The following is a 21,517-nucleotide window of genomic DNA, read 5'->3' on the forward strand; positions in this document are numbered from 1 at the left end:
CGACGGGGCCAGTCGGGCCGACTTTGAGGCTGAGACTCGCGTGTCCGCCGCGCGGGGTGGCCTGGCAGCGCGTCAGGTCGTAGGCGCAGATGCTGGTCGCGTCAGTGCCATTGCACCACGGGACGACCCCGATCCCCTTTGCGCCGGGGGCGACCGGATGAGGGAGAGCAAAATTGATCCGCTTGCCTTCGCGCGTACCGCGCGCCACGACGATACGGTGGACGCGACCTTGGCTGATCGAGACGAGATGCACGCTCTCATGCTCCCCTTCCGCCGGATCAGCGAAAGCCACTCACCCTCTGACGGTCCTTGACGTTTTCTCGTGACCGCGGATCGCCAGGTAGATCGGCTTTTCGGCGGCCCCTTCTGCCGGGGCCAGTTCGCCGCGGCGCCCCGCGAATTCATACGGATGTATCGCCAGCTTCACATCACGGTCATGTGCCAATCCCAGTCTCCTGGCGTCTGATTTGCGGACCTACAGGGGGATCCCATGAAACGCACCATTCTGACCGCCGCCACTGCGGCACTTCTGGCCACCACCGCCCATGTCGCGCCGGTCGCGGCCGAGGACGTTACCGTCACGCTGTGGTCACGCGCCGACCGCTCCGGCCCGCTGCGCGCCGGCAACATCATGGACGCGGCCGAACAGCTGAACCGGATGTTCGAGGCCGCCGGCGCGGACACCCGGGTGACGGTCGAGCTGATCGAGACCAACGCCAAGGGCTTCGACGCCGACGCGCTCGACCTTCTGAAGGCGCATTCGGTGGGCGAGACGCCCGACATCGCGGTGGCCGCGCACGAGTGGATCGGGTCCTTCGTCGAGGCCGAGTTCGCCGCCAACCTCGAAGAGCATATCGCGGCCAACGAGACGATGTATGCCGACATCATCCCGTCGCTGTGGAACGCGGTGAAGTACAAGGGCGAGCGCTACGGCATCCCGCAGGACAGCGAGGTGCGAATGTTCTTCGTCAACAACGACATCCTGCGCGAGATGGGCAAGGACGAGGCGTTCATCTCGAACCTGCAGGGCCGCGTCGAGGCGGGCGAGTTCACCATGTACGACTGGTGCGACCTGGCCGCCGAGGCGGTGGATAGCGGCGCCGCCGAATACGGCTGGGTGCACCGCCCGAATGTGGGCCCCGACTTCCAGATGGCGATGGCCGCCTTCGGCATCGACATCTACAACGACGAGGAGGCCAGGCTGCAGATCACCCGCTCTGGCCTGCAGGACTATTACGAGTGGCTGGATTACTGCGTCGACAATGGCTCGCTGCCCGCCGACCTGACGACCTGGACTTGGGACTCGGTGCATGACGCCTTCCGCTCGGGCAAGGCGATGGGCAAGTTCCACGGCATCTGGAACGTGGGTGCGCAGATGGAGGCCTTCGACCTGTCGAACGCCGACGCGTACTTCGACAAGCTGACCTGGATCCACGCCCCGGCCGGCGAGGAAGGCGGCGAGCCGAAGAACCTTTCGCACCCGATCGTCTACGTGGTCGGCGACACCGAGAACAAGGACATCGCCGCGATGCTCGTCGCCATGGCGTCGCAGCACGTGCCGAACACCAAGCACGCGGTGACGACCAACCACACGCCGATCAACTACGGCCAGACCGCGATGCCCGAGTTCCAGGACAAGGGCTGGGCGCTGATCGCCGGCACGCCGATGCTGGACTATGCCGAGTTCATGCCGAACCACGCCAAGATCGGCCAGTACAACGCGATCACCTTCATGGGCGTACAGGCGGTCGAGACCGGCGAGATGAGCCCCGAGGACGCCACCGCCTTCGTCATCGAGGAGATGGAGATCGAGCTGGGTGACGACGTGATCATCCTCGACTGATCCACCGGGTGCGGGGCGGTTGCCCCCGTGCCCTTCCCCCTCTCCCCCGACCGGGGGAGGGGGACGCCCGCCCCGACACTTATCGTACCGACGAAGACCTGCCGCATGTCCAGTGCCACCCGCCAAGCCACCAATGCCCTGGTCTTCCTCGGGCCCGCCTGCCTGTTCCTGGTGGCCCTGCTGGTCATCCCGATCGGCGTCGACCTGGTGGTCGCGTTCACCGACATGAGCCAGACGCTGACGGTGGACGATCTGACCACCGAGCAGTTCCGCAAGATCGCCACGCCGTCGGACGAGGCGCTTCTCGGCTTCGAGCTGCGGTATTCCTTCTACAAGGCGCTGATGCTGACGGCGGTCTACGTGACCTGCACGCTGACGATCTTCAACGTGGGCTTCGCGCTGGTGCTGGCGCTGACCACCACCGCCCTGCCCGACTGGCTGGGCGGGATCTACCGGGCGATCTGGCTTCTGCCGCGGATGTCGCCGTCGGTGGTCTACGCGCTGCTGTGGCTGTGGTCGGTGGACCCGACCGAGCGGGGGCTGCTGAACCAGGTGCTGGGCGTGTTCGGGATCGCGCCGATCAACATGAAGCTGGACGCGCCGATGGTGCTGATCGTCTTCGCCAACGGGTTCATCGGCGCGTCCATCGGGATGCTGATCCTGACCAGCGCGATCCGGTCGATCCCCGAGCACCTGTTCCACGCCGCCCGCGCAGACGGGGCCGGGTCACTGTCCGTCGTGCGGCACATCGTTCTGCCGCACCTGCGCTGGCCCCTGTCCTACATCACGGTGTTCCAGGCGCTCGCCCTGCTGGTGTCGTTCGAGTACATATTCCTGATCATGGGGCCGGCGCGGTCGACCATGACGATGGCGATGCTGGCCTATACCAAGACGCTGGCGCCCGACATCGGATCGGGCCAGTACGCCTACGGCGCCGCCATCACCCTGATCCTGATCGTAGTGGGGGTCGCGGTGGCGCTGATCCTTTACCGGCTGGCGAACATGAAGGCGCTGCTGGCGCGGCCGCGGATTGAGGTGCACTGAATGGCGCAGAGCGAGATCACCGCCGGCGCCCCCGGCACGCCGATCCGCGTGGAGGCGCCCGCGCGGCCCGACTGGGAGATGCTGGCGCGGCAGTCCCGGCGCGCGCGGCTGTGGAAGAACGGCCTGCTGATCGCCTTCCTGACGCTGGTGTCAGTGCCGATCGTGCTGCCGTTCTTCTGGATGTTCGTGATCTCGGTTTCCGCCCGCACCGGCGGCGTCGAGTCGGACGTGCTGTGGCGGGCCTGCGCGGTTCTTGTGCCGGCGACCTTCGCCTACGGCGCGGCGCATGTGGCGCTGCCCAGGCGGAAACAGCGATGGATCGCGGGCGGCGCGCTGCTGGCGGCGGCGGCGCTGGGGCTCTACCTGATGGTGGGCGAGGCGCTGCACCTGAACAACTACCGCTTCCTGGTGAACCCCAACCTGATCGAGGACATCCGCGGCGCGGCGACGGCGGGCGGTCAGTTCCCATGGGTCTGGACCGCCTTTGCCAACTCCTTCTACGTCGCGACGACCTCGATGCTGTTGAAGGTGATCGTGGCCACGCTCGCGGGCTACTACCTGTCGCGCTTCGCCTTCCGGGGGCGCAGCGGCTTCCTGCAGGGCCTCCTGATCCTCGAGGTGTTCCATCCCTGGATGCTGACCATCCCGATCTTCCTGGTGATCTTCTGGGTGGGACTGCTGAACACCCTGTCCGGCCCGATCCTGGTGCTGACGGCCATCGACCTGCCGTTCTTCATCTTCATCATGAAGGGCTTCTTCGACGCCGTGCCCTGGGACATCGAGATGTCGGCCATGACCGACGGCGCCAGCCGCCGCCAGGCGTTCCGGATGGTCGTCCTTCCGCAGGTCCGTGCCGGGCTGATCGCCATCGCGGTGCTGGGCTTCATCAAGGGGTGGGAAGAGTACGTCTTCGTCACCGCGCTCAGGACCGGCAACTCCTTCTGGGTGATGTCGACCTACCTCTACTACGTGGCCGAGGACGTGATGGGCGTCGACTACGGCCTCGTGGCGGCGGTGAGCGTGTTCTACATCCTTCCGTCGCTGGTGCTGTACCTGTTCTGCCAGAAATACCTGACGCAGATGACGCTGGGGGGCGTGAAGGGATGAGACCCGCGCGTTTCCGCCGCGCCCGCCGGCACGGCTTCATCTTGGCGGAAATACTCCGGGGGAGTCGCGCAGCGACGGGGGCAGCGCCCCCTCTCGCCCTCCGCCCGCAGATCGACACCGCGAACGGAAAGACCCGCACATGGCCCGCGTAGAACTTCGCAACCTCACCAAGTCCTGGGATGCCGCCACGGCCGTGGCGGACATGAGCCTGTCGATCGCCGACGGCGAGTTCACCGCGATCCTGGGCCCCTCGGGCTGCGGCAAATCCACGACGCTGTTCATGCTGGCGGGCGTCTACCGGCCCACCGCCGGCGACATCTTCTTCGACGGCGCCCGCGTCAACGATGTCGAGGCGCGCAGCCGCAACGTGGGCATCGTGTTTCAGTCCTACGCGCTCTATCCAAACATGAGCGTGCTACAGAACATCCTGTTCCCGCTGCGGTTCCAGAAGGTGCCGGATGCGGACAGGCGCGCCCGCGAGATGGCGGAGTTGGTGCAGGTGGGCGAGCTGCTGGACCGGCGGCCGAGCCAGCTTTCGGGCGGGCAGCAGCAGCGCGTGGCACTGGCCCGCGCACTGGTGAAGCGGCCGAACCTGTTGCTGCTGGACGAGCCGCTGTCGAACCTCGACGCGACTTTGCGCCTGTCGATGCGCGCCGAGATCCGGCGGATCACGCGGGAGCTGGGCGTGACCACGATCCTCGTCACCCACGACCAGATCGAGGCGACAACGATGGCCGACCGGGTGGTCTGCATGGCGAACGGACGGGTGGAGCAGGTGGGCACCGCCGACGATCTCTACCTGCGACCCGACACGCGGTTCGTCGCGGGGTTCATCGGGTCGCCGCCGATGAACCTGATCGAGGCGACGGTGCATGAGGGCGCGATCCGCGCGGGCGCGGCGCGGATCGCCGTGACGGGCGCCGAGGGGACGGTGACGCTGGGCCTGCGCCCCGAGATGCTGCACCCCGCCGAGCGGGGGCTGCAGGCGCGCGTGGCCCATGTGGAACCCATGGGACGCGAGCGGATGACCACCGCCTACACCGATTTCGGCACGATCCGGTTCATCGAGCCGATCGCGGCCCCGGCACGAGATGAGGGCGAGTTGATGCACCTGCAGTTCGACGCTGCCGACACGATCCTGTTCGGCCCGGACGGACGGCGCCTGCCCGGGGCCCGCGCGTCGCTGCCCGAGGCCGCCCATGCGTAGGCCGGTCACGCGCGCCATCGCCGCGATGACCGCGCCGTCGCCGCAGGAACGGGACGCGGCCGCGGCGGCCCGGGGATCGGCCGCCGCCCATGCGGAGTTCATGGCGGCCTGGCCCTGCCTGTCCACGGTCGAGGTTGCACAGCCGCCCGGCCCGGCGCGGACGGCAGAGGCGCTGACCGTCGCCGCCTGGAACATCGAGCGGTGCAAGAACGTGGCGGCGTCGGCCGCGCTGATCCGGCGGGCCGGAGCGGACGTGGTGCTGGCGACCGAGATGGACCACGGCATGGCCCGGTCGGGCCAGCGGCACACGACCCGCGACCTCGCCGAGGCGATGGGGGTCGGGTACGCCTTCGGCACCGAGTTCGTGGAGCTGGGCGCGGGCGACCTGCGCGAGACCGAGGTGTTCGGCGACACGCCGAACGCGCAGGGGCTGCACGGCAATGCGCTGCTGTCGCGCTGGCCGCTGCGCGAGGTGGCGCTGATCCCGCTGGACGACGGCGGCGGCTGGTTCCTGCGCGCGCCGAAAAACGACGGCCAGTACCGGGTCGGCGGGCGCATGGCGATGGGCGCGCGGATCGACATGGGCGCTGGGCCGCTGACGCTGGCCTCGGTTCACCTGGAAAGCGAAAGCGACGCCGCAGGCCGGCAAGCACAGATCGCGCGACTGCTGGAGACGCTGGACGCGCTCTACGGCGCGGGCCCGGCGGTGGTCGGCGGCGATCTGAACACGCGGGACCTGGGCGACGCGGGGCCGGCGGGGCCGGAGATGCTGCCGGACCCGGCGGCGGTGGAGCCCTGCTTTGCCACCTTCGCGGCGCACGGCTTCGACTGGCGCCACGCGAACACCGGGGCCACGACCACCCGTCTGCCGCCCTGGGCGCCGCGGGACCGGCCGCTGCGCAGGCTCGACTGGCTGTTCACCCGCGGCGTGACGGCCGGCGCCCCGGCGGTGGTGCCGGCGCTGTCGGAGGACGGCGATTACCTGTCGGACCACGAGCTCGTTTCGGCGAGGATCACGCCGTGAAGACGCGGATCGTCTGTCACCGCGGCGCCTGCCGTCACGCGCCCGAGAACACCGTCGCCGCCGGGCGGGCTGCCGCGCGGTTGGGCGGCGATATCGTGGAGCTGGATGTGCGGCAATCGCGCGACGGAGTGCTCTACGTGCTGCACGACGCGACGCTGGAGCGGACCACGGACGGGCACGGGCCGATCGCCGAGACCCACAGCGCCACGCTGGACCGGCTGGACGCCGGCGGCTGGTACGGGGCGGACTTTGCCGGCGAACCCCTGCCCCGGCTCGACGCGTTCTTTGCCGCACTGACGGATCAGGTGGATTTCTACGTGGAGGTCAAGGCTGCCGACGTCGAGGCGGTGGCCGGGACGATCGCCCGCGCCGGGCTGCGCGAGCGGTGTTTCACCTATTCCGAGAACCCGGCGATCCGCGCCGCGCTGGCCGAGGCCGCGCCCTGGCTGAAGCGCATGGTCAACTGGCGCGACCTGACCGAGCTGACCGAGGCACGGGCCACGGGCGCCGCGATCCTGGAGTTCCACGCGCCCGACCTGCGCGCCTCGCGGTTGGAGGCGGCGCGGAAGCTGGGGCTGGAGATCATGGTGCACACGCCGCACCTGGACCTTCCGGTGTTCCGCACCGCGATGGAGCTCGGGTTGGAGTACCTCAACATCGATCATCCCGAGATCGCCGCCCGCATCCGGAGGGATGCCGCATGAAATGCGTCAGCTACAACATCCAGTACGGTCTGGGGGCCGACGGCCGTTACGACCTGGCCCGGATCGCGGGAGAGGTGGCGGAGGCGGATGTCATCGCGCTTCAGGAGGTCGACCGGCACTGGGCGCGCAGCGGCATGGTCGACAGCCCCGCCGCCCTGGCCGAGGCGCTGCCGGGGCATCACTGGGTCTACGGCGCCAACCTGGACATGGATGCGGGCTACGAGGCCGAGGGGCGCGTGGTGCATCGGCGCAAGCAGTTCGGCACCATGATCCTGTCGCGCTGGCCGATCCTGTCGTCGCGCAACTTCCCGCTGCCGAAATGGGGCGACCGGCAGCATCACTCGATCCAGCAGGGACTGCTGGAGGCCGTCATCGGTACACCGCTTGGGCCGGTGCGCGTGTACTCGGTGCATCTGAGCCACCTGTCGCCGTTCACCCGGCTGCCGCAGATCGACCGCATCCGGGACATCCTGGACACGGCGCCCTTCGAGGGCGGGGCATGGTGCGGCGGCCATCCCGACCCGGCCGCGGGCTGGACCGAGGAGGCCCCACCGCCGATGCCGGCGTCGTGGATCCTGATGGGCGACATGAACTTTCGCCCGGGATCCGAGGAATACACCCGCCTGGTCGGCGGCGAGGCGAAGGCGTTCGGGCGGCTGACCAACCGGATGGGACCGCTGGACGCCTGGGTGCTGGCGGGCCACGACGAGGCGGCCGGATCGACGCATCCGAACGCGGGCGCCCGGATCGACCATTGCTTCGTCTCGAGCGACCTGGCCGACAGGGTGCGCGACGCACATATCGACGACACGGCGACGGGGTCGGACCACTGGCCGGTCTGGGTGGAGTTCGGCTGACCGGCCCGTTTCGCGCTTGCGGAAGCTGCGCTTCTCCCTGTCTCCGCGCCACCTAACGGCGCGCGGTGGCACAGGACTCCCCGACCCGCAGGGTCGGCCGCACGCGCATCACATCCGGCGCGGTGTCCGCCGCGCCACCGATGCGCTCCAGAAGCCGCCCGACCGCCAGATTGCTGAGCGTGGCGGTGTCCTGAACCAGCGAGGTGATGGAGGGGTGCCAGCCCTCATCCGGGTTGAAGCCGTCGAAGCTGATGACGGACACGGCATCGGGAACGGGCAGCCCCATGTTCTTCAACCCCGCCATCGCGCCGCGTCCCTGGTGATGCGAGATGCAAATGATCGCGGTCGGACGGTCAGGACCGGTCATGAGTTCCTGAACGGCCGAGTAGGCCTGGTCGACCGTGTGAATGCCGTGGCGCGTCAGGTCCGGCGAGAGGGGAGCGCCTTCCGTCGAGAGCGCCTCCGACACCGCCTCGAACCGCTCGTCGGACGCCGAGATTCCCGCGCGGCCCACCAGCATCCCGATGCGCCGGTGATCGCAGCGCAACAGGTAGTCGGCCAGCATGCGCCCGCCGAGCCGATTATCGTCAACCACGACATCGAACCGCTCGGGGGCGACAATTCTGTCGACCAGCACCGCCGGACAGCTGACCGAGGCGGCAAACCGCTCGGCATAGCCCTCTCCCAGGCTGGTCGGTGCAATCAGCAGGCCGGCAACCCGGTGGCTGATCATCAGGTCGATATCGCGGAATTCGCGCTCGGAATCGTCTTCGTTGCTGGCCAGCAGCATGTTGTAGCCGCGGTCCGACAACGATCGCTGGGTGGCCTTCGCCAGGTGAGAGGCCCACGGTGTGACGATATCCGGAACGATCAGCCCGATCGTGGTCGAGACGCCGCGGCGAAGGCTCTGGGCGTTCCGATCAGGCTGATAGTTGGCGCGGTGCACGGCGTCCATGACCCGTTTCTTCAGTTCTTCACTGACGGCTGCGGAACCGCTCAGCGTGGCCGACACGGTCGTCGGGGACACATTTGCTAGCCTGGCCACATCCCTGATCGTCGCCATACGCTTACCTCCCACGGGGCTCCCGACGCCGGTCCCGGGCTACTCAACGAGAGATCAGCCGCTCTGGCGCCAGTTCGCCCTGTGGTTCGGCGACGCGATCCGAGTCGCCGTCATGTATCTGGGGCGCATCGTCGAGACAGGGCCGGCCGAAGAGGTCTTCGAGCGGCCGCAGCACCCCTATACCCAGATGCTGATCGACTCGGTTCCGCATCCGAAGCCGTCGAACCCGGAGAGCCGCGCGTTGCCCCGCGGAGAGCTGCCGAACCCGCTCGACCCGCCGCCGGGCTGCCATTTCCACAGGCGCTGTCCACTGGCCGACGGCCGGTGCGCGCGCGAGGTGCCGCACCTGCTCCCCGACGGGGCGGACCACAGGACGGCCTGCCATCGCGTTGCAGAAGCGCGCGCGGGGACTGTCTGACCGATGGAACCCGTTGTTCTCGTTCCCGGCCCACAGGCCGAGGGCACGTCCTGGCTGCCGCTCTGCCAGCGCATTGTCGGCGCACATCCCCTCGTCGTTCCTTTCGGCCATCGGCGGGCCGACACGATGGCGGCGATGGCCAATGCGGTGCTGCATCAATCGCCGACGCGATTCCACCTCGTGGGCTGGTCGATGGGCGGCTACATTGCGTTCGAGATCCTGCGTCGGGCGCCCGAGCGGCTGCTCAGCCTGACCTTGATCTCGACCACGGCCGCCCCCGAGTCCGAAGCCGCCCGACAGGGCCGGCAGGAGACGCTGGATCTTGCCAGCATTGACGGCATGCGGCGCTACCAGGCGGCCAACCTCGAGAAGTGCCTATTACCGCCCGGCCTTGCTGGCGGATGAGCTTCGCAAGGCGCTCGTCGGTGCAGCCGAGACGATCGGGCTCAAGGCATTCGAGGCGCAGATCGATGCGGTCGTGTCGCGTCCGGACTCGCGGCCGGACCTGTCGCACTGTGCGTGCCCCGTGCTCATCCTGACAGGCCAGAGCGATCCGATCGTCGCACCCGACGAGAGCCGGAGAATGCACGCCCTATTGCCGGGTTCGCGGCTGGGAGGAACTGCCGGAATGCGGCCATTGCCCGCCGCTCTAGAAGGTCGACGATGTCGGGGTCGATCCTGAGCGGCTGGTTCGGGCAGATCGAGAACGACGACTGAGTTTGGGGATGCGGCCTGAGAGGGCGCCGTATCGTGGCGGGGTGTCGAAGCCCGCCAGACCCTCCCAAAGGAGCGATACGCCATGGGATACGGTACCACGATCACCTCGTTTCACCGGCCCGGATCAGTCATAGCCCCGCTCACAGAAATCGCGCGCGACGCAGCGCGGTAGATGTCGGCCGCGGCGCTGCAGGCCGAGGCCGCGAGTTTTGTCGAGCAGGTCGTCGATGAGCGCCTGCCGTACGGTCGGTAGCGCGTCGTTCACCACGGCGCGGGACCGGAGAGGTCCATCCAGACCGGGATCGGCCACGTAGGACGTGCATGTCCATGCCGGGAGAACTGGTCCCCCCAGCCCCCTGGAGTATTTCAGCCAAGACGAAGCCGGGGGCGTTATTCCTTCAGGAAGCGCCACTCGGTGATCTGTTCCCAGTCCTCGCCCGGCCGCAGCGTGATGTCCGGGAAGTTCGGATGGGTCGGTGCGTCGGGCCAGAACTGCGCCTCCAGCGCCACGGCGGCGTAGGGGACGTATTCGGCGCCGTCGTTGCCCATGAAGGGCAGGCCCAGGATATGGCCGTCGAAGACCTGCAGCCCCGGCTCGGTCGTCGCCATCTCCATGCGGAGCCCGGACTGCCCCGTCAGCCAGGCCACCGGCCGCAGCGGCACGCGCCGGTCGCCGAGGCAGAGATTGTTGTCGATCAGCCCCTCGGCGCCGTCCACCAGCTCGCGGCCCTGGCGGAAGTCGAAGCGCGTGCCGGTGACGTCGGCGATCTCGCCGGTCGGCAGAAGCTCGGTGTCGTCGTTGCGCGGGGTGTAGCGGTCGGCGGCGACCTGCAGCACGTGGCCCTTCACCGTCGGCGCGTCGTCCAGGCGCCAGTAGCTGTGGTTCGCCAGGTTCACCGGCGTCGGCGCGTCGGTTTCGGTGCGCAGCGTCATCCGGATGGTCGAGGGCGGCCGGATCTCGAACAGCGCGGTGAACGCCCGGTTGCCCGGCAGCCCGCCCTCGCCGTCGGCCAGCGTCAGGCGCAGCTCGGCATGGTCCGGCCCCTGGTCTACGATCTCCCAGACCCGGTGGTGGAACGCCGCGGCGCCGCCGTGGATCGTGTGCTTGCCGAGGAAGTTCTTCTCCAGCTCGTAGGTCTGGCCGTCGATCTCGACCGTCGCGTCGGTGATCCGGTTCACCACCGGCCCCATCAGCGCACCGCAGGAGGCCATCTTGTCCTCGTAGGCGGCCATCTCCGGGCTGCCGACGGTCAGCGAATGCGGCACGCCCGCCAGCCGCACATCCTGCATCACCGCGCCGTGGGTCAGAAGCGCCACCGACAGCTCGCCGCTGCCCAGCATCAGGCGGTGCACCGTCTCGCCCGCCGCGGTCGTTCCGAATACCGTGTCCGCCATTCTCAGAGTATCACCTTCGGTTCCGCGACGCCCTGCGCGCCGGCGTCGATGCTGTAGGTCATGCCGTTCTCCGACCGCGCCGCTTCCTCGGGGTCCAGCGACTCCAGCGCCGAGGTGACGTAGAGCGTGCGCAGCTCGGCGCCGCCGAAGGCCGGGCAGGAGCAGTGCTTGGCCGGCACGTCGTGGGCGCGCAGGAACTTGCCCTCGGGCGAGTAGACCGCGACGCGGAACGAGCCCCATTGCGCGTTCCAGAAATTACCCTCGGCATCGGTGACGGCGCCGTCGGGCGCGTGGCCGTCGCCGGAGAGGTCGAGGAACACCTCCGCGTCGCCCTTCGGCCAGCCCTCGCCGTCCAGCGGCTGGCGCCAGACGGTGGCGGCGCGCGAGCAGGCGTAGTAGGCCAGCGTCCCGTCGGGCGAGAAGCAGATCGCGTTCGGGATGCTGATCCCCTCGACCAGCTGGCGCAGCTCGCCCTTGTAGTAGCGGTAGATGATCCCGGCGCCGTCCTCGGCCGATTTGCCCATGGTGCCGATCCAGAAGCCGCCCTGCCGGTCGGCGCGCGCGTCGTTCGAGCGGCGGGCGGGGTCGTCGCACTCGACATGGCAGACGGTGGTCTCGTCGCCGAGATCCAGGTCGAAGCGGATCAGCCGGGTCTCGCTGGCGATCAGCAGGGTCGAGCGGTCGACCCAGCCGGCGGCCGAGACCAGCTCGTCGAACTGCCAGCGCCTCGGCGCGCCGTCCGTCTGGGTCATCAGCTGCGCCGACAGGATGTCGAACCAGAACAGCTGTTGCCGCTCCGGGTGCCAGAGCGGGCCTTCGCCCAGCTCGCAGCGGCGGTTGTCGAAGACCTCGGCACTCATGCGAAAACCTCGTCATAGGCGGCCACGATGTCGCGGGCGCGGGCGGCGGTTTCGGCCGGCGGCGCGCCCTCGGGGTAGAGCGCGGTGCCGAGGCCGAAACCGTCCGCGCCGGCCGCGCGCCACTCGGCGAAATTCTCCGGCCCGGCGCCGCCCACGGCGAAGACCTGGGTGCCGGCGGGCAGCACCGCGCGCAGGGCCTTCAGGCCGGACGGCCCCAACTGCGCGGCCGGGAAGATCTTCAGCCCCGTCGCCCCCCAGCGCAGCGCGTCGAAACATTCGCTGGCGGTGAAGACGCCCGGCCAGCTCTGCAGCCCGCGCGCCCGGGTGGCGCGGACAACCGGCTCATGGGCGTTGGGCGACACGACAAGCCGGCCGCCGGCCTCGGCCACCCGCGCGACCTCGTCCTCGGTCAGGACGGTGCCGGCGCCGATGGTGGCGCGCGCGCCATGCGCCTCGACCATCGCGGCGATGCTGTCGAAGGGGTCGGGCGAGTTCAGCGGCACCTCGATCCGGTCGATGCCGGCCGCGATCAGCGCGTCGGCCGTCGCGGCGGCGTCTTCCGGCGCGATCCCGCGCAGGATGGCTATCAGATTGCGGCTCATGCCGGCGCACTCCCCCACTGGACGGGCGGCCGTGGCCAGGCGGCAGCGGCCTGGCCCCCCGTCAGCGGAAGGCTTGCAGAACCCCCGCGACTTCGTCAAGCAAGCTCCCGGGGACGGGCCGATAAGGCCGGGAATGTTGCCGCCGAGTCGCCATCGGGCCGCCATCGCGCCGCCAGCGGGGTTGATCGCGCGGCGGGGCCGGGTATTCCGGAAACCTCGGGACCGGGACGCGGCGATGCAGGGCAAGTTGTTGATCATGGGCGCAGACAGCCGGGTGGGCCGGCTGCTGCGCGGCGTCTGGCGCGGCCCGCCGGTCGTCCGGCAGGCGCGGGCGGGGACGGATGTCGCCTGGACGCTCGGCGACGGGCCGGTGCGGCTGGCCGATCCGATGGCCGGGGCCGACACGGTGCTGTGCCTGGCGGGCGCGACGCCGGGGGCAGAGGATTTCGCCCCGAACGTCGCGCTGGGCCTCGCGGCGGTGGAGGCGGCGGCGCGGGCCGGCTGCGGCCGGGTGCTTCTGGCCTCGACGATGGCGGTCTACGGCCCGGCGCCGGGGCCGCATGCGGAGGACGGCCCCTGCGCCCCGACCGGCGGCTACGGCGCGTCCAAGCTGGAGATGGAGCGCCGCGCGCTGGCGCTGGGGGCCGAGCGGGGCGTCGCGGTCACGGCGCTCAGGCTCGGCAATGTCGTCGGCGCGGACAGCCTGTTCCGGACCCTGGCGGCGGGGCGGGAGATCGGGCTGGACCGCTTCACCGACGGCACGACGCCGGCGCGGTCCTGTGTGGACCCGGTGACGCTGGCGGCGATCCTTTCGGGGCTGCTGGCGCGGCCGAACCTGCCGGAGGTGATGAACCTGGCCACCAACCCGCCGGTGGAGATGGGCGCGCTGCTGGACGTCGCGGGCGTCGCGTGGGCGCCGCGCCCGGCCCCGGCGGGGGCTGTGCCGCGCGTGGCGATGGACCTGTCGCGCCTGCGGGCGCTAGTCGAACTCCCCGAGCGGTCGGCGGCCGATCTGGTGGCCGGCTGGCGGCAGGCGGCGGCCGCATGACGCCGGGCAAGCGGGCGATGGACCTCGCGCTGGCGCTGGTGCTGGCGGTGCCGCTGGCGCCGGTGGCGCTGGTCGTCGCGGCGCTGATCCTGCTGCGCGACGGGCGGCCGGTGCTGTACGGCGCCGAGCGGATGCGGACGCCCGAGACGTCGTTCCGCCTGTGGAAGTTCCGCACCATGACGCCGGTCGACGGCGACAGCGGGGTGTCGGGCGGCGACAAGCTGCAGCGGCTGAGGCGGACGGGCCGGGTGCTGCGGCGCAGGCGGCTGGACGAACTGCCGCAGCTCTGGAACGTGATCCGCGGCGATATCAGCTTCGTCGGCCCCCGCCCGCCGCTGCGAATCTATGTCGAACGGTTCCCGGAGCTCTACGGCGAGGTGCTGAAAAGCCGCCCGGGGATCACCGGGCTGGCGACGCTCTATTACCATCGGCACGAGGAACGGCTGCTGGCTCCCTGCCGCACGGCGATCGAGACCGATGCGGTCTATGCCCGCCGCTGCGTGCCGCGCAAGGCGGCGCTGGACCTGATCTACCAGCGGCGCCGGTCGCTGGCGATGGACCTGCGGCTGATCGCGATGACCGCCGCCCGCGCCGCCGGACGCGACCTGCGCTCCTGCGGCCTGTTCGGGCCGCGGCGGTAGCGGCGAACGGCCCCGGACGCATCCGCACCCACGCCCCTGCTTCTTCTCGTTCCAAATACGATCAGGGGGGTCTGGGGGGATGAAATCCCCCCAGCGGATCGGACCGTGTCAGCGGTCCGAGACCGGCCGATCAGGCCTCGGCCTTCTCCGCTTCCGCCGCCTTGTGCTCGACGGTGTTGCCGCCGGCGATCTCGATCCGGCGCGGCTTCAGCGCCTCGGGGATCTCGCGCACCATGTCGATGTGCAGCATGCCGTTCTCATGCACGGCACCCGTCACGCGGATGTGGTCGGCCAGCTGGAACTTGCGCTCGAAGGCGCGGGTGGCGATGCCGCGATGCAGATAGGTGCGGCCCTGATCCTCTTCGGCCTTCTTCGCCGACACGATCAGCGCGTTCTCGCGCACCTCGACCGACAGTTCCTCGTCGGTGAAGCCGGCCACGGCCAGCGAAATGCGATAGGCGTCGTCCGCCGTCTTCTCGATGTTGTAGGGGGGATATCCGGGCTGGGCGACGTCCTGGGTCAGCACCCGGTCCATCAGGTCGGCGACGCGGTCGAAGCCGACGGTTGCACGGTAAAGCGGTGCAAGATCGTAGTTACGCATGGGTCATCCTCCATTGAGCGACAACTATATGTCCGGCCCTCCTTCACGGACGGGCCTTCGGTTGCGCCGGCCCCGCATGGGCATCCGGCAGTTCGGAATCTGGGAGGCGGTGACAGGGATTTCAAGACCTTCGGCGCCGGCCCGGCGCAGACCGGCAAGATGCTGACATGAAACGGAATTGCCGCACCGCACGCCGCCGCCGGCGCAGGCGCCGGCCTAGCGCAGCATCGCCTCCGGCATCGCCAGCGCGTCCAGCTGCCGCTCGGTCATCCGCCTGCAATAGCTCTGCTTGCCGTTGTCCACCTGCTCGTTGATCCGCTGGAACGCCTCCGCGACCACCCGGCAGGAGCGTTCGAACTCGTAGGGCCGCGCCTCGAACTCGCCGCCGGGCAGCACCGTCACGACGAACCAGATCAGGGCTTCCTTCGCCATTCCATCACCTCTCTGCCCGTCCCGCCCTCAGGGCCGGACGAATTTCGCCCCCGTGCCGTTGCCTTCGCCGAACACGCCCCGGTTGCCGTCGCCCACGCTCAGGTGGCGCGCGTCGAACCCCTCTGCGGGGAACACGCCTTCGCCACTCGCCAGCTGCCGCTTCAGCCGCCCGACCAGGGCCGGCAGTTCCGGGCCGAAGGCCACGGCCTGACCGTCGTCGCGGTAGCCCGACGAGATCAGCGACACGATCCGCCCGCGCCGCCCGCCGTTCTCGAAGACCGGCGCGCCGGAGGAGCCGAAGCTGACCTCGCAGTCGAAGGCGAACAGCGCCTCCACCATCCCCTGCATGTGGCAGACGGCCTGCCGCGACAGCGCGTCGTCGCGCCCCAGCGCATAGGACACCACGCTCACCTCGGCCCTGGGCCCCGACGGTGCGGCGACCTTGAACGGCGCCGCCACGGCGGCCGGGATCGCCCGGTCCAGCACCACCAGCGCCACGTCGTGCCGTACCCGCGTCACGGTCGAGCGCGCGCGGATGTCGTAATCGGGATGCACGACGGTCCGCAGCACGCCGCGCTCGGCCACCGCCGCCCCGTCGCGCAGCCCCGCCCGGAACCGCAGCTCGGTGGCATAGCGCCGCCCGGCCCGGTCCATCACGCAATGCGCCGCCGTCAGCACCAGGTCGGGCGCGATCAGCACCGCGGTGCAGTAGCCCGCCTGCGCCACGTCCAGCCGCCCCACGGCCTCGAAGCCGAACAGGTCGTCGCGCTGGGTCAGCCGTTCCAGCGCCGAAGTCTGCGCCGGGGCCGGCCCCGCCAGCACCAGCGCCAGAAGCGAAAGAACCGCCCGCCGCCTCATGGCCGCACGAACTTCGCGCCGGAGGCGTCGCGGCTGGCGTTCATCGAAAGCCGCCCGGTCTCGCCGAACACCCCGTCGCCCGATTCCAGCATCGTCATCAGGTCCCTGAGCGGCCGGTTCAGATCCATCCCCAGCGCCACGCGCATGCCCGCCAGCCGCGCCTTGGCCGAGACGACCGACACGATCTGCGGCACCCCGTCCCGCAGGATGAAGACCGGCGCCCCGGACGAGCCGAGATCGACCTCGCAATCCAGGATCAGCTGCCCGCCGCGCTTGTCCAGCACGTGGCAGACCTCCTGCAGCGACGGGCTTTCGGCGCGGTCGAAGGCATAGCTGACCACGCCGACCTCGGTGCCCGGTCCCGGATGCGCCTCGGTGCCGAAGGGGACGATGGTGGTGTTGCGGATCGGCTGGTCCAGCTCGACCAGCGCCACGTCATAGGTGACGCGGCTGGCGAAATCCGCGTTGGCGATGTCGAAGCCCGGATGCACCACCGTCCGCCGCACGCCGCGATAGGCCGAGGCGCGGCCGCCGCGCCAGTCGGCGAGGAACTCGATCGCACTGTCCGGCATCCGCGTGCCGGTGCCCGGGTGGTACAGGCAATGCGCCGCCGTCAGCACCAGGTCGGGCGCGATCAGCGCGCCGGTGCAGAAGGACACGTCGCCGAAGTTCAGCCGCCCCACCGCGTTCCAGCCGCGGCTGTCGTCGCGGGTGATCAGCGCACGCAGTTCGGTCTCGGTCCCGGCCCGAAGGTCGCTGGCCCAGATCGCCAGCAGGACTAGAAAGAACAGACCGCGTTTCATGCGTCACCCCGTCATGGATCACCATCAGGGGTAACGGGATGCTGGGGCCGGTTTACGGCGCGATTGGGCTCAAGTCGTGAACAATGATGGCGGACGCGGCCCACCTGTGGCCCAATCGAGCAACTCGACCGTGTGCACCACCGGCACCTCGGTCGCGCCGCCGATCTGCATCATGCAGCCGATATTGCCCGCCGCGATCACGTCGGGGGCCTTCGCCTCCAGCGTGCGCACCTTGCGGTCCTTGAGCTTGGCCGAGATCTCCGGCTGCATCAGGTTGTAGGTACCGGCCGAGCCGCAGCACAGATGCGCGTCCGCCGGCTCCACCACCTCGAACCCGGCGCGCTTCAGAAGGTCCTTGGGCGCCGCCGTCACCTTCTGCCCGTGCTGCAGCGAGCAGGCGGAGTGATAGGCGACCCGCATCTCCTTGGGCGCGCCCTCGGGCAGGCCGATGCGCGACAGCCACTCGGTCACGTCCACCGCCAGGTCCGACACCCGCGCCGCATCCTCGGCGCGCGCCTCGTTGCGGAACATGTGGCCGTAATCCTTCACCGTCGTGCCGCAGCCCGAGGTGTTGATGACGATGGCGTCCAGCCCGCCGGCGCGATCCTCGTTCATCCACGCCTCGATGTTCTTCGCCGCCGCCGCGTGGCTTTCCTCCTCGCGCCCCATGTGATGCACCAGCGCGCCGCAACAGCCCATGCCGCGCGCCACCACCACCTCGCAGCCCAGCCGGCGCAGTAGCCGGATCGTCGCGTCGTTGATGTCGGTGTTCAGCGCCTTCTGCGCGCAGCCGGTCATCAGCGCCACGCGATAGCGTTCCTCGCCGATCGCCGGGAAGACCTGCGGCGCGTCGTTGCGCGACACGGGCGGCACCTGCTTCGGCGCCATGTCCAGCATCGCGCGCAGCCGCGGGTCGGGCAGCAGCCGCCGGAACGGCCGCCCGATCTTGGCCGCCAGCAGCGCCAGCCGGAAGCGGCCCGGATAGGGCAGGATGCGCGACAGGGTCCAGCGCAGCATCCGCTCGTGCAGCGGCCGGCGATAGGTCTTCTCGATATGCGCGCGGGCGTGATCGACGAGGTGCATATAGTGAACGCCCGACGGGCAGGTCGTCATGCAGGCCAGGCAGGACAGGCAGCGGTCGATATGCTTGACCGTCTTGGCGTCCGCCGGCCGGTCGTTCTCCAGCATGTCCTTGATCAGGTAGATACGCCCGCGCGGGCTGTCCAGCTCGTCGCCCAGCACCTGGTAGGTCGGACAGGTCGCGGTACAGAACCCGCAATGCACGCAGGATCGCAGGATCTCGTTCGACCGCGCCGTGGCCGGATCCTTAAGCTGGTCTTCGGTGAAGTTCGTCTGCATCTCAACTCCGGGCCGCTTCGGCCGTGTCCAGGAACTCCATGAGCGCCGCGTTGAACGCCTCGGGCGCGTCGGCCTGCACGACATGCGACGCCTCCGCAAGCCGCAGCCGCCGCGCCCGCGGCATCCGTTCCGCGATCTCGTCGGCCAGCAATTGCCACAGGCGCACGCTGTCCTCGCCGCTCACGACGAGCGCGGGGCAGTCGATCTCGCGCAGCCGCTCCGGGTCGAGCCGGACAAAGCCCGAGCCCGTGAACTCCTCGGCCAGGATGTTTTCCTTGAACTGCGCCTTTTCCAGCGGCGTCAGGCGCTCGAACCTCTCCCGGCCCAGGACGCCCGGCGAGAACACGTCGAACGCGCGGTCCATGTCGCCCCGCTGCGCGGCCTTCTTGGCCGGCTCCATCGCCGTTGCGCCGAATTTCACCAGGGCGAGGCCCAGGGCCGGCTTGCGCAGCAGCAGCGCCAGAAGCTCGCCGATCCCCGGCGGGTCCGAGGTGAACAGCGTGAAGGCCGGCGGCTCGATCAGAACCAGGCTCCGGACGAGCGCGCCCCGCCGGCCGGCGACGATCAGCGCCAGCATCGCGCCGTAGGAATGCCCGACCAGATGGACCGGCCCGACCGCCAGCGCCTCGATCAGCGCCTCCAGATCGTCGGCATGGGCGGCCATCGCGTAATCCTCGCCCGGCGCGATGGGCGCGTTCGGTTTGTGATAGCGGCGGCTGTAGCTGATCGCCTCGTAACGCCGGGCGACGACGGGCATCTGCCGCGACCAGACCCGGTGGTCGCAGGCCGAGCCGTGCACGAACAGCACGCGCGGCCCCGCCCCCTGCCGGACCACGGCCAGCGTCGTGCCGTTCACCGCGATATCGCGTCGCTCCTCGGTCACGCCATCAGCCCCGGGTTCAGGATGCCCCGCGGATCGAACCGCGCGCGCAGCCCGGCGCCGATCGCCGCCAGCGGGCCCGGCTCCGGCTGGAAGACCGGCACTTCGGCCCGCACGGCCTCGGACGCGCGCACCAGCGTCGCGTGCCCGCCGCGCGCGGCCACCGCATCGCGCACCGCGCCTGCCCCGGCATCGCCGTCCTCCGGCACCAGCAGCCACACCAGGCCGCCGCCCCAGTCGTAGAGCGCGCGATGCGCCAGCCCGGCCGCGCGCAGGGCCGCGGTCAGGGCCGGCCCGTCCGTCGGCTTCACCGAGACGCGCCAGACCGCCCCCGCCTCTCCGGCAAAGGGCGTCACGTCGCGCACCTCGCGCCACAGCTTCGCGCTCTCCGCGCCCTCCACGGCCACGAAGCCCGGCAGTTCCGCCAGCAACCGCTCCACCCGGTACACGACCGACGAGGCCATGCCCTCGACCCGCACCTGCGTGCGCGGCCCGTCGGCGACGCCGTCGCCCAGATGCGCCGCCCCGCTCACGTCGAATGGCGTGCCGAGCGCCCGGCACAGCGCCGCCACCGCCTCGGCGTCGTTCAGCCCGCGGGCGACCAGCGTCGCCTCGGCCTCGGGCCCCGCCAGCACCTTCAGCGACACCTCGGTCAGCACGCCCAGCGTGCCCCAGCTGCCGGCCATCAGCTTCACGAGGTCGTAGCCGGTGACGTTCTTCATCACCCGCCCGCCGTTCTTCACGACGGTCCCGGTGCCGTCCACGAAGCGCACGCCCAGCAGAAAGTCGCGGCACGCCCCCGCCTGCACCCGGCGCGGGCCGGAGACGTTCGCGGCCACCACGCCGCCGATGGTCGGCGTGCCCTCGGTGCCCAGCAGCGCGCGGTGATCCATCGGCTCGAAGGGCAGGCGCTGGTTCTCGGCGGCCAGCACGTCCTCGACCTCGGCCAGAGGCGTGCCCGCCCGCACCACGAGGGTCAGCGCGCCGGGTTCGTACAGCTCCACCCCCGACAGCGCCGCCGCCGACAGCGGCGTGCCCGCCACCGGCCGACCCACGGGCCGCGTGCCGCCGCCCAGAACGCGCAACGGGCCGTCCGCCGATGCCACGGCGGCGGCCAGGTCTGCCTCGGTTGTCGGTGCGATCATGCCTCTCCCCCGGACAGGCGCCCGCCCCCGGACGCAAGGCGCGGGGGGCGGATCAACCCTTCCGGGGGAAGGGAGTGCCACAGGGGCGGGGCAGGGGCAACCGTCGAAACGCCGGGGTCAGCGCTGGACGGCGGTACAGACCGTGCCGGGCGCCATGCCGCGCGGCAGGATATCCAGCAGATAGGCGCTCTCGCCCGGCGCCAGCGCGGGCAGCTCGACGGTTCCGTCGTTGCCCAGGGGCGCCGACCAGTCCAGCGTCACGCCCGCATCGGTGGGGAACAGGTAGGGGTTGGAAATGCGGATGTCGTTCGGCAGTTCCTGCGGCGTGCCGTCGACGATGCATTCGAAGACCAGCTTGCCGGTGCCGTCGCGGAACATCTCCAGCATATCCGGCAGCGCGCCGGTCTCCGGGTCGTCCGCCTGCGGCGCGTCGGGGCCGATCTCCGGCAGCGGGATCAGCGGCACGTCCGGGCGCGGATGCGGCGCGACATAGGGCGGCGAGGTCCGGTTCGGCAGGTCGCGGCCGATCCCGGCCCAGTCGCGGTTGCGCTTCATGTGGTCGCGGTACAGCTGGTGAAAGCCGAAGGGCAGCAGGTCCAGCGCGTCGTCGTCACGGCCCGGCACCGGCATCCGCGACGGCCCTGCGTCGCCAAGGCCGAGGAAGGGCATGGGCGCGGGGTGGAAATGCAGGTCGGGGGCGATCCCGGGCATCGGACCGAACGGGGCGAGGTCGTACAGCGACAGGCCGGAGCCGGCGGCGGCCGGTCCGGCAGGGCCGGTCAGCGCCAGCGCGGCGGCAAGGGCGGGGGCGGTCAGGCGGGAAAACATCTTGTGCATACTCCTTTCGGGTAGAATGCGCCGGGCCGCGCCCGGCAGGGGGGCGCCGCCGGCCGGGACAGGGGCCGGCGG

General features: G+C 70.3%; 25 protein-coding genes and 1 pseudogene. 12 read left to right on the forward strand and 14 right to left on the reverse strand.

Annotated features, from left to right (window positions below):
* Together P1J78_RS20270 and P1J78_RS20275 are read right to left on the reverse strand one after the other, a co-directional pair.
* Positions 1–292: hypothetical protein (locus tag P1J78_RS20270; RefSeq protein ID WP_275569217.1), on the reverse strand; the 292-nt coding region annotated here is incomplete at its 3' end.
* Positions 293–445: a hypothetical protein gene (locus tag P1J78_RS20275; protein ID WP_275569218.1), complete on the reverse strand. Its 153-nt coding sequence runs from the start codon at positions 443–445 to the stop codon at positions 293–295.
* 45 nt (positions 446–490) lie between these two features.
* Between P1J78_RS20275 and P1J78_RS20280 the strand changes: the two genes are divergently transcribed.
* The 7 genes from P1J78_RS20280 (at position 491) to P1J78_RS20310 (ending at position 7,786) form a co-directional block, all read left to right on the forward strand.
* Positions 491–1,843, forward strand: a complete 1,353-nt coding sequence (locus P1J78_RS20280) for an ABC transporter substrate-binding protein (RefSeq protein ID WP_275569219.1) — start codon at positions 491–493, stop codon at positions 1,841–1,843.
* A gap of 105 nt (positions 1,844–1,948) precedes the next feature.
* Positions 1,949–2,887, forward strand: a complete 939-nt coding sequence (locus P1J78_RS20285) for a carbohydrate ABC transporter permease (protein ID WP_275569220.1) — start codon at positions 1,949–1,951, stop codon at positions 2,885–2,887.
* Positions 2,888–3,994, forward strand: a complete 1,107-nt coding sequence (locus tag P1J78_RS20290; RefSeq protein ID WP_275569221.1) for a carbohydrate ABC transporter permease — start codon at positions 2,888–2,890, stop codon at positions 3,992–3,994. It abuts the gene before it with no gap.
* 139 nt (positions 3,995–4,133) lie between these two features.
* The gene (locus tag P1J78_RS20295) at positions 4,134–5,201 is read left to right on the forward strand and encodes an ABC transporter ATP-binding protein (RefSeq protein WP_275569222.1); all 1,068 of its coding nucleotides are present in this window, start codon (positions 4,134–4,136) and stop codon (positions 5,199–5,201) included.
* Positions 5,194–6,225: an endonuclease/exonuclease/phosphatase family protein gene (locus tag P1J78_RS20300; RefSeq protein WP_275569223.1), complete on the forward strand. Its 1,032-nt coding sequence runs from the start codon at positions 5,194–5,196 to the stop codon at positions 6,223–6,225. The genes P1J78_RS20295 and P1J78_RS20300 overlap by 8 nt, the downstream gene beginning before the upstream one ends.
* On the forward strand, positions 6,222–6,929 hold the full coding sequence (locus P1J78_RS20305; RefSeq protein ID WP_275569224.1) for a glycerophosphodiester phosphodiesterase: 708 nt from the start codon (positions 6,222–6,224) through the stop codon (positions 6,927–6,929). The genes P1J78_RS20300 and P1J78_RS20305 overlap by 4 nt, the downstream gene beginning before the upstream one ends.
* Positions 6,926–7,786, forward strand: a complete 861-nt coding sequence (locus tag P1J78_RS20310) for an endonuclease/exonuclease/phosphatase family protein (RefSeq protein WP_275569225.1) — start codon at positions 6,926–6,928, stop codon at positions 7,784–7,786. Before P1J78_RS20305 ends, P1J78_RS20310 begins: the two co-directional genes overlap by 4 nt.
* Before the next feature lie 52 nt (positions 7,787–7,838).
* Here the strand turns inward: P1J78_RS20310 and P1J78_RS20315 are convergent, their stop codons facing one another.
* Positions 7,839–8,849, reverse strand: a complete 1,011-nt coding sequence (locus P1J78_RS20315; RefSeq protein ID WP_275569226.1) for a LacI family DNA-binding transcriptional regulator — start codon at positions 8,847–8,849, stop codon at positions 7,839–7,841.
* Positions 8,850–8,961: 112 nt separating this feature from the next.
* On the opposite strand from P1J78_RS20315, the gene P1J78_RS20320 reads away from it, so the two are divergent.
* The 3 genes and pseudogenes from P1J78_RS20320 to P1J78_RS25595 all read left to right on the forward strand — a co-directional run.
* Positions 8,962–9,267, forward strand: a complete 306-nt coding sequence (locus P1J78_RS20320; protein ID WP_275569227.1) for an oligopeptide/dipeptide ABC transporter ATP-binding protein — start codon at positions 8,962–8,964, stop codon at positions 9,265–9,267.
* Positions 9,268–9,270: 3 nt separating this feature from the next.
* Complete coding sequence (locus tag P1J78_RS20325) at positions 9,271–9,672, forward strand: alpha/beta fold hydrolase (protein WP_275569228.1); 402 nt, start codon at positions 9,271–9,273, stop codon at positions 9,670–9,672.
* 394 nt (positions 9,673–10,066) lie between these two features.
* A pseudogene (locus P1J78_RS25595) lies at positions 10,067–10,297 on the forward strand (IS256 family transposase); the annotation flags it as partial.
* A 77-nt stretch (positions 10,298–10,374) separates the two neighbouring features.
* Here P1J78_RS25595 and P1J78_RS20335 read toward each other — a convergent pair.
* From P1J78_RS20335 to P1J78_RS20345, 3 genes are read right to left on the reverse strand one after another with little or no spacing between them, the layout of a single operon-like run.
* Entirely contained in the window at positions 10,375–11,379 is a 1,005-nt protein-coding gene (locus tag P1J78_RS20335) for an aldose epimerase family protein (protein WP_275569230.1), read from the reverse strand.
* A 2-nt stretch (positions 11,380–11,381) separates the two neighbouring features.
* The gene (locus tag P1J78_RS20340) at positions 11,382–12,239 is read right to left on the reverse strand and encodes an SMP-30/gluconolactonase/LRE family protein (RefSeq protein WP_275569231.1); all 858 of its coding nucleotides are present in this window, start codon (positions 12,237–12,239) and stop codon (positions 11,382–11,384) included.
* Positions 12,236–12,841 (reverse strand): 2-dehydro-3-deoxy-6-phosphogalactonate aldolase, encoded by a 606-nt coding sequence (locus tag P1J78_RS20345; protein ID WP_275569232.1) that lies wholly within the window; start codon positions 12,839–12,841, stop codon positions 12,236–12,238. Before P1J78_RS20345 ends, P1J78_RS20340 begins: the two co-directional genes overlap by 4 nt.
* Positions 12,842–13,076: 235 nt before the next feature.
* Here P1J78_RS20345 and P1J78_RS20350 point away from each other — a divergent pair, with 235 nt between their 5' ends.
* Complete coding sequence (locus tag P1J78_RS20350) at positions 13,077–13,889, forward strand: NAD-dependent epimerase/dehydratase family protein (protein WP_275569233.1); 813 nt, start codon at positions 13,077–13,079, stop codon at positions 13,887–13,889.
* Positions 13,886–14,530 carry a sugar transferase gene (locus tag P1J78_RS20355; protein WP_275569234.1) on the forward strand — a complete coding sequence of 215 codons (645 nt, stop codon included), beginning with the start codon at positions 13,886–13,888 and terminating at the stop codon, positions 14,528–14,530. Before P1J78_RS20350 ends, P1J78_RS20355 begins: the two co-directional genes overlap by 4 nt.
* Positions 14,531–14,660: 130 nt before the next feature.
* Here the strand turns inward: P1J78_RS20355 and P1J78_RS20360 are convergent, their stop codons facing one another.
* From P1J78_RS20360 to P1J78_RS20395, 8 genes are all read right to left on the reverse strand, one after another.
* Positions 14,661–15,131, reverse strand: a complete 471-nt coding sequence (locus tag P1J78_RS20360) for an Hsp20 family protein (RefSeq protein ID WP_275569235.1) — start codon at positions 15,129–15,131, stop codon at positions 14,661–14,663.
* A gap of 216 nt (positions 15,132–15,347) precedes the next feature.
* Complete coding sequence (locus P1J78_RS20365; RefSeq protein WP_275569236.1) at positions 15,348–15,563, reverse strand: hypothetical protein; 216 nt, start codon at positions 15,561–15,563, stop codon at positions 15,348–15,350.
* 27 nt (positions 15,564–15,590) lie between these two features.
* The gene (locus P1J78_RS20370) at positions 15,591–16,421 is read right to left on the reverse strand and encodes a trypsin-like serine peptidase (RefSeq protein ID WP_275569237.1); all 831 of its coding nucleotides are present in this window, start codon (positions 16,419–16,421) and stop codon (positions 15,591–15,593) included.
* Positions 16,418–17,224, reverse strand: coding sequence for a trypsin-like serine peptidase (locus P1J78_RS20375; RefSeq protein ID WP_275569238.1), 807 nt, complete (start codon positions 17,222–17,224; stop codon positions 16,418–16,420). Before P1J78_RS20375 ends, P1J78_RS20370 begins: the two co-directional genes overlap by 4 nt.
* Positions 17,225–17,293: 69 nt before the next feature.
* A complete protein-coding gene (glcF, locus tag P1J78_RS20380; protein ID WP_275569239.1) occupies positions 17,294–18,583 on the reverse strand; it encodes a glycolate oxidase subunit GlcF in 1,290 nt (429 codons plus the stop codon).
* A gap of 1 nt (position 18,584) precedes the next feature.
* Positions 18,585–19,466, reverse strand: a complete 882-nt coding sequence (locus P1J78_RS20385) for an alpha/beta fold hydrolase (protein WP_275569240.1) — start codon at positions 19,464–19,466, stop codon at positions 18,585–18,587.
* The gene (gene glcE / locus P1J78_RS20390) at positions 19,463–20,608 is read right to left on the reverse strand and encodes a glycolate oxidase subunit GlcE (RefSeq protein ID WP_374213378.1); all 1,146 of its coding nucleotides are present in this window, start codon (positions 20,606–20,608) and stop codon (positions 19,463–19,465) included. Before glcE ends, P1J78_RS20385 begins: the two co-directional genes overlap by 4 nt.
* A gap of 117 nt (positions 20,609–20,725) precedes the next feature.
* A partial coding sequence (locus P1J78_RS20395) for a hypothetical protein (protein WP_275569241.1) occupies positions 20,726–21,517 on the reverse strand: 792 nt, incomplete at its 5' end.

This window comes from Psychromarinibacter sediminicola (genome assembly GCF_029168335.1).
In the GTDB taxonomy this organism is placed as follows: domain Bacteria; phylum Pseudomonadota; class Alphaproteobacteria; order Rhodobacterales; family Rhodobacteraceae; genus Psychromarinibacter; species Psychromarinibacter sediminicola.

Excerpts from the sequence above, each read along its gene's own strand:
- P1J78_RS20280 (WP_275569219.1), top strand. The coding sequence starts at position 491 with ATGAAACGCACCATTCTGACCGCCGCCACTGCGGCACTTCTGGCCACC.
- P1J78_RS20285 (WP_275569220.1), top strand. The coding sequence starts at position 1,949 with ATGTCCAGTGCCACCCGCCAAGCCACCAATGCCCTGGTCTTCCTCGGG.
- P1J78_RS20290 (WP_275569221.1), top strand. The coding sequence starts at position 2,888 with ATGGCGCAGAGCGAGATCACCGCCGGCGCCCCCGGCACGCCGATCCGC.
- P1J78_RS20295 (WP_275569222.1), top strand. The coding sequence starts at position 4,134 with ATGGCCCGCGTAGAACTTCGCAACCTCACCAAGTCCTGGGATGCCGCC.
- P1J78_RS20300 (WP_275569223.1), top strand. The coding sequence starts at position 5,194 with ATGCGTAGGCCGGTCACGCGCGCCATCGCCGCGATGACCGCGCCGTCG.
- P1J78_RS20310 (WP_275569225.1), top strand. The coding sequence starts at position 6,926 with ATGAAATGCGTCAGCTACAACATCCAGTACGGTCTGGGGGCCGACGGC.
- P1J78_RS20315 (WP_275569226.1), bottom strand. The coding sequence starts at position 8,849 with ATGGCGACGATCAGGGATGTGGCCAGGCTAGCAAATGTGTCCCCGACG.
- P1J78_RS20320 (WP_275569227.1), top strand. The coding sequence starts at position 8,962 with ATGTATCTGGGGCGCATCGTCGAGACAGGGCCGGCCGAAGAGGTCTTC.
- P1J78_RS20325 (WP_275569228.1), top strand. The coding sequence starts at position 9,271 with ATGGAACCCGTTGTTCTCGTTCCCGGCCCACAGGCCGAGGGCACGTCC.
- P1J78_RS20335 (WP_275569230.1), bottom strand. The coding sequence starts at position 11,379 with ATGGCGGACACGGTATTCGGAACGACCGCGGCGGGCGAGACGGTGCAC.
- P1J78_RS20340 (WP_275569231.1), bottom strand. The coding sequence starts at position 12,239 with ATGAGTGCCGAGGTCTTCGACAACCGCCGCTGCGAGCTGGGCGAAGGC.
- P1J78_RS20345 (WP_275569232.1), bottom strand. The coding sequence starts at position 12,841 with ATGAGCCGCAATCTGATAGCCATCCTGCGCGGGATCGCGCCGGAAGAC.
- P1J78_RS20350 (WP_275569233.1), top strand. The coding sequence starts at position 13,077 with ATGCAGGGCAAGTTGTTGATCATGGGCGCAGACAGCCGGGTGGGCCGG.
- P1J78_RS20355 (WP_275569234.1), top strand. The coding sequence starts at position 13,886 with ATGACGCCGGGCAAGCGGGCGATGGACCTCGCGCTGGCGCTGGTGCTG.
- P1J78_RS20360 (WP_275569235.1), bottom strand. The coding sequence starts at position 15,131 with ATGCGTAACTACGATCTTGCACCGCTTTACCGTGCAACCGTCGGCTTC.
- P1J78_RS20365 (WP_275569236.1), bottom strand. The coding sequence starts at position 15,563 with ATGGCGAAGGAAGCCCTGATCTGGTTCGTCGTGACGGTGCTGCCCGGC.
- P1J78_RS20370 (WP_275569237.1), bottom strand. The coding sequence starts at position 16,421 with ATGAGGCGGCGGGCGGTTCTTTCGCTTCTGGCGCTGGTGCTGGCGGGG.
- P1J78_RS20375 (WP_275569238.1), bottom strand. The coding sequence starts at position 17,224 with ATGAAACGCGGTCTGTTCTTTCTAGTCCTGCTGGCGATCTGGGCCAGC.
- glcF (WP_275569239.1), bottom strand. The coding sequence starts at position 18,583 with ATGCAGACGAACTTCACCGAAGACCAGCTTAAGGATCCGGCCACGGCG.
- glcE (WP_374213378.1), bottom strand. The coding sequence starts at position 20,608 with ATGATCGCACCGACAACCGAGGCAGACCTGGCCGCCGCCGTGGCATCG.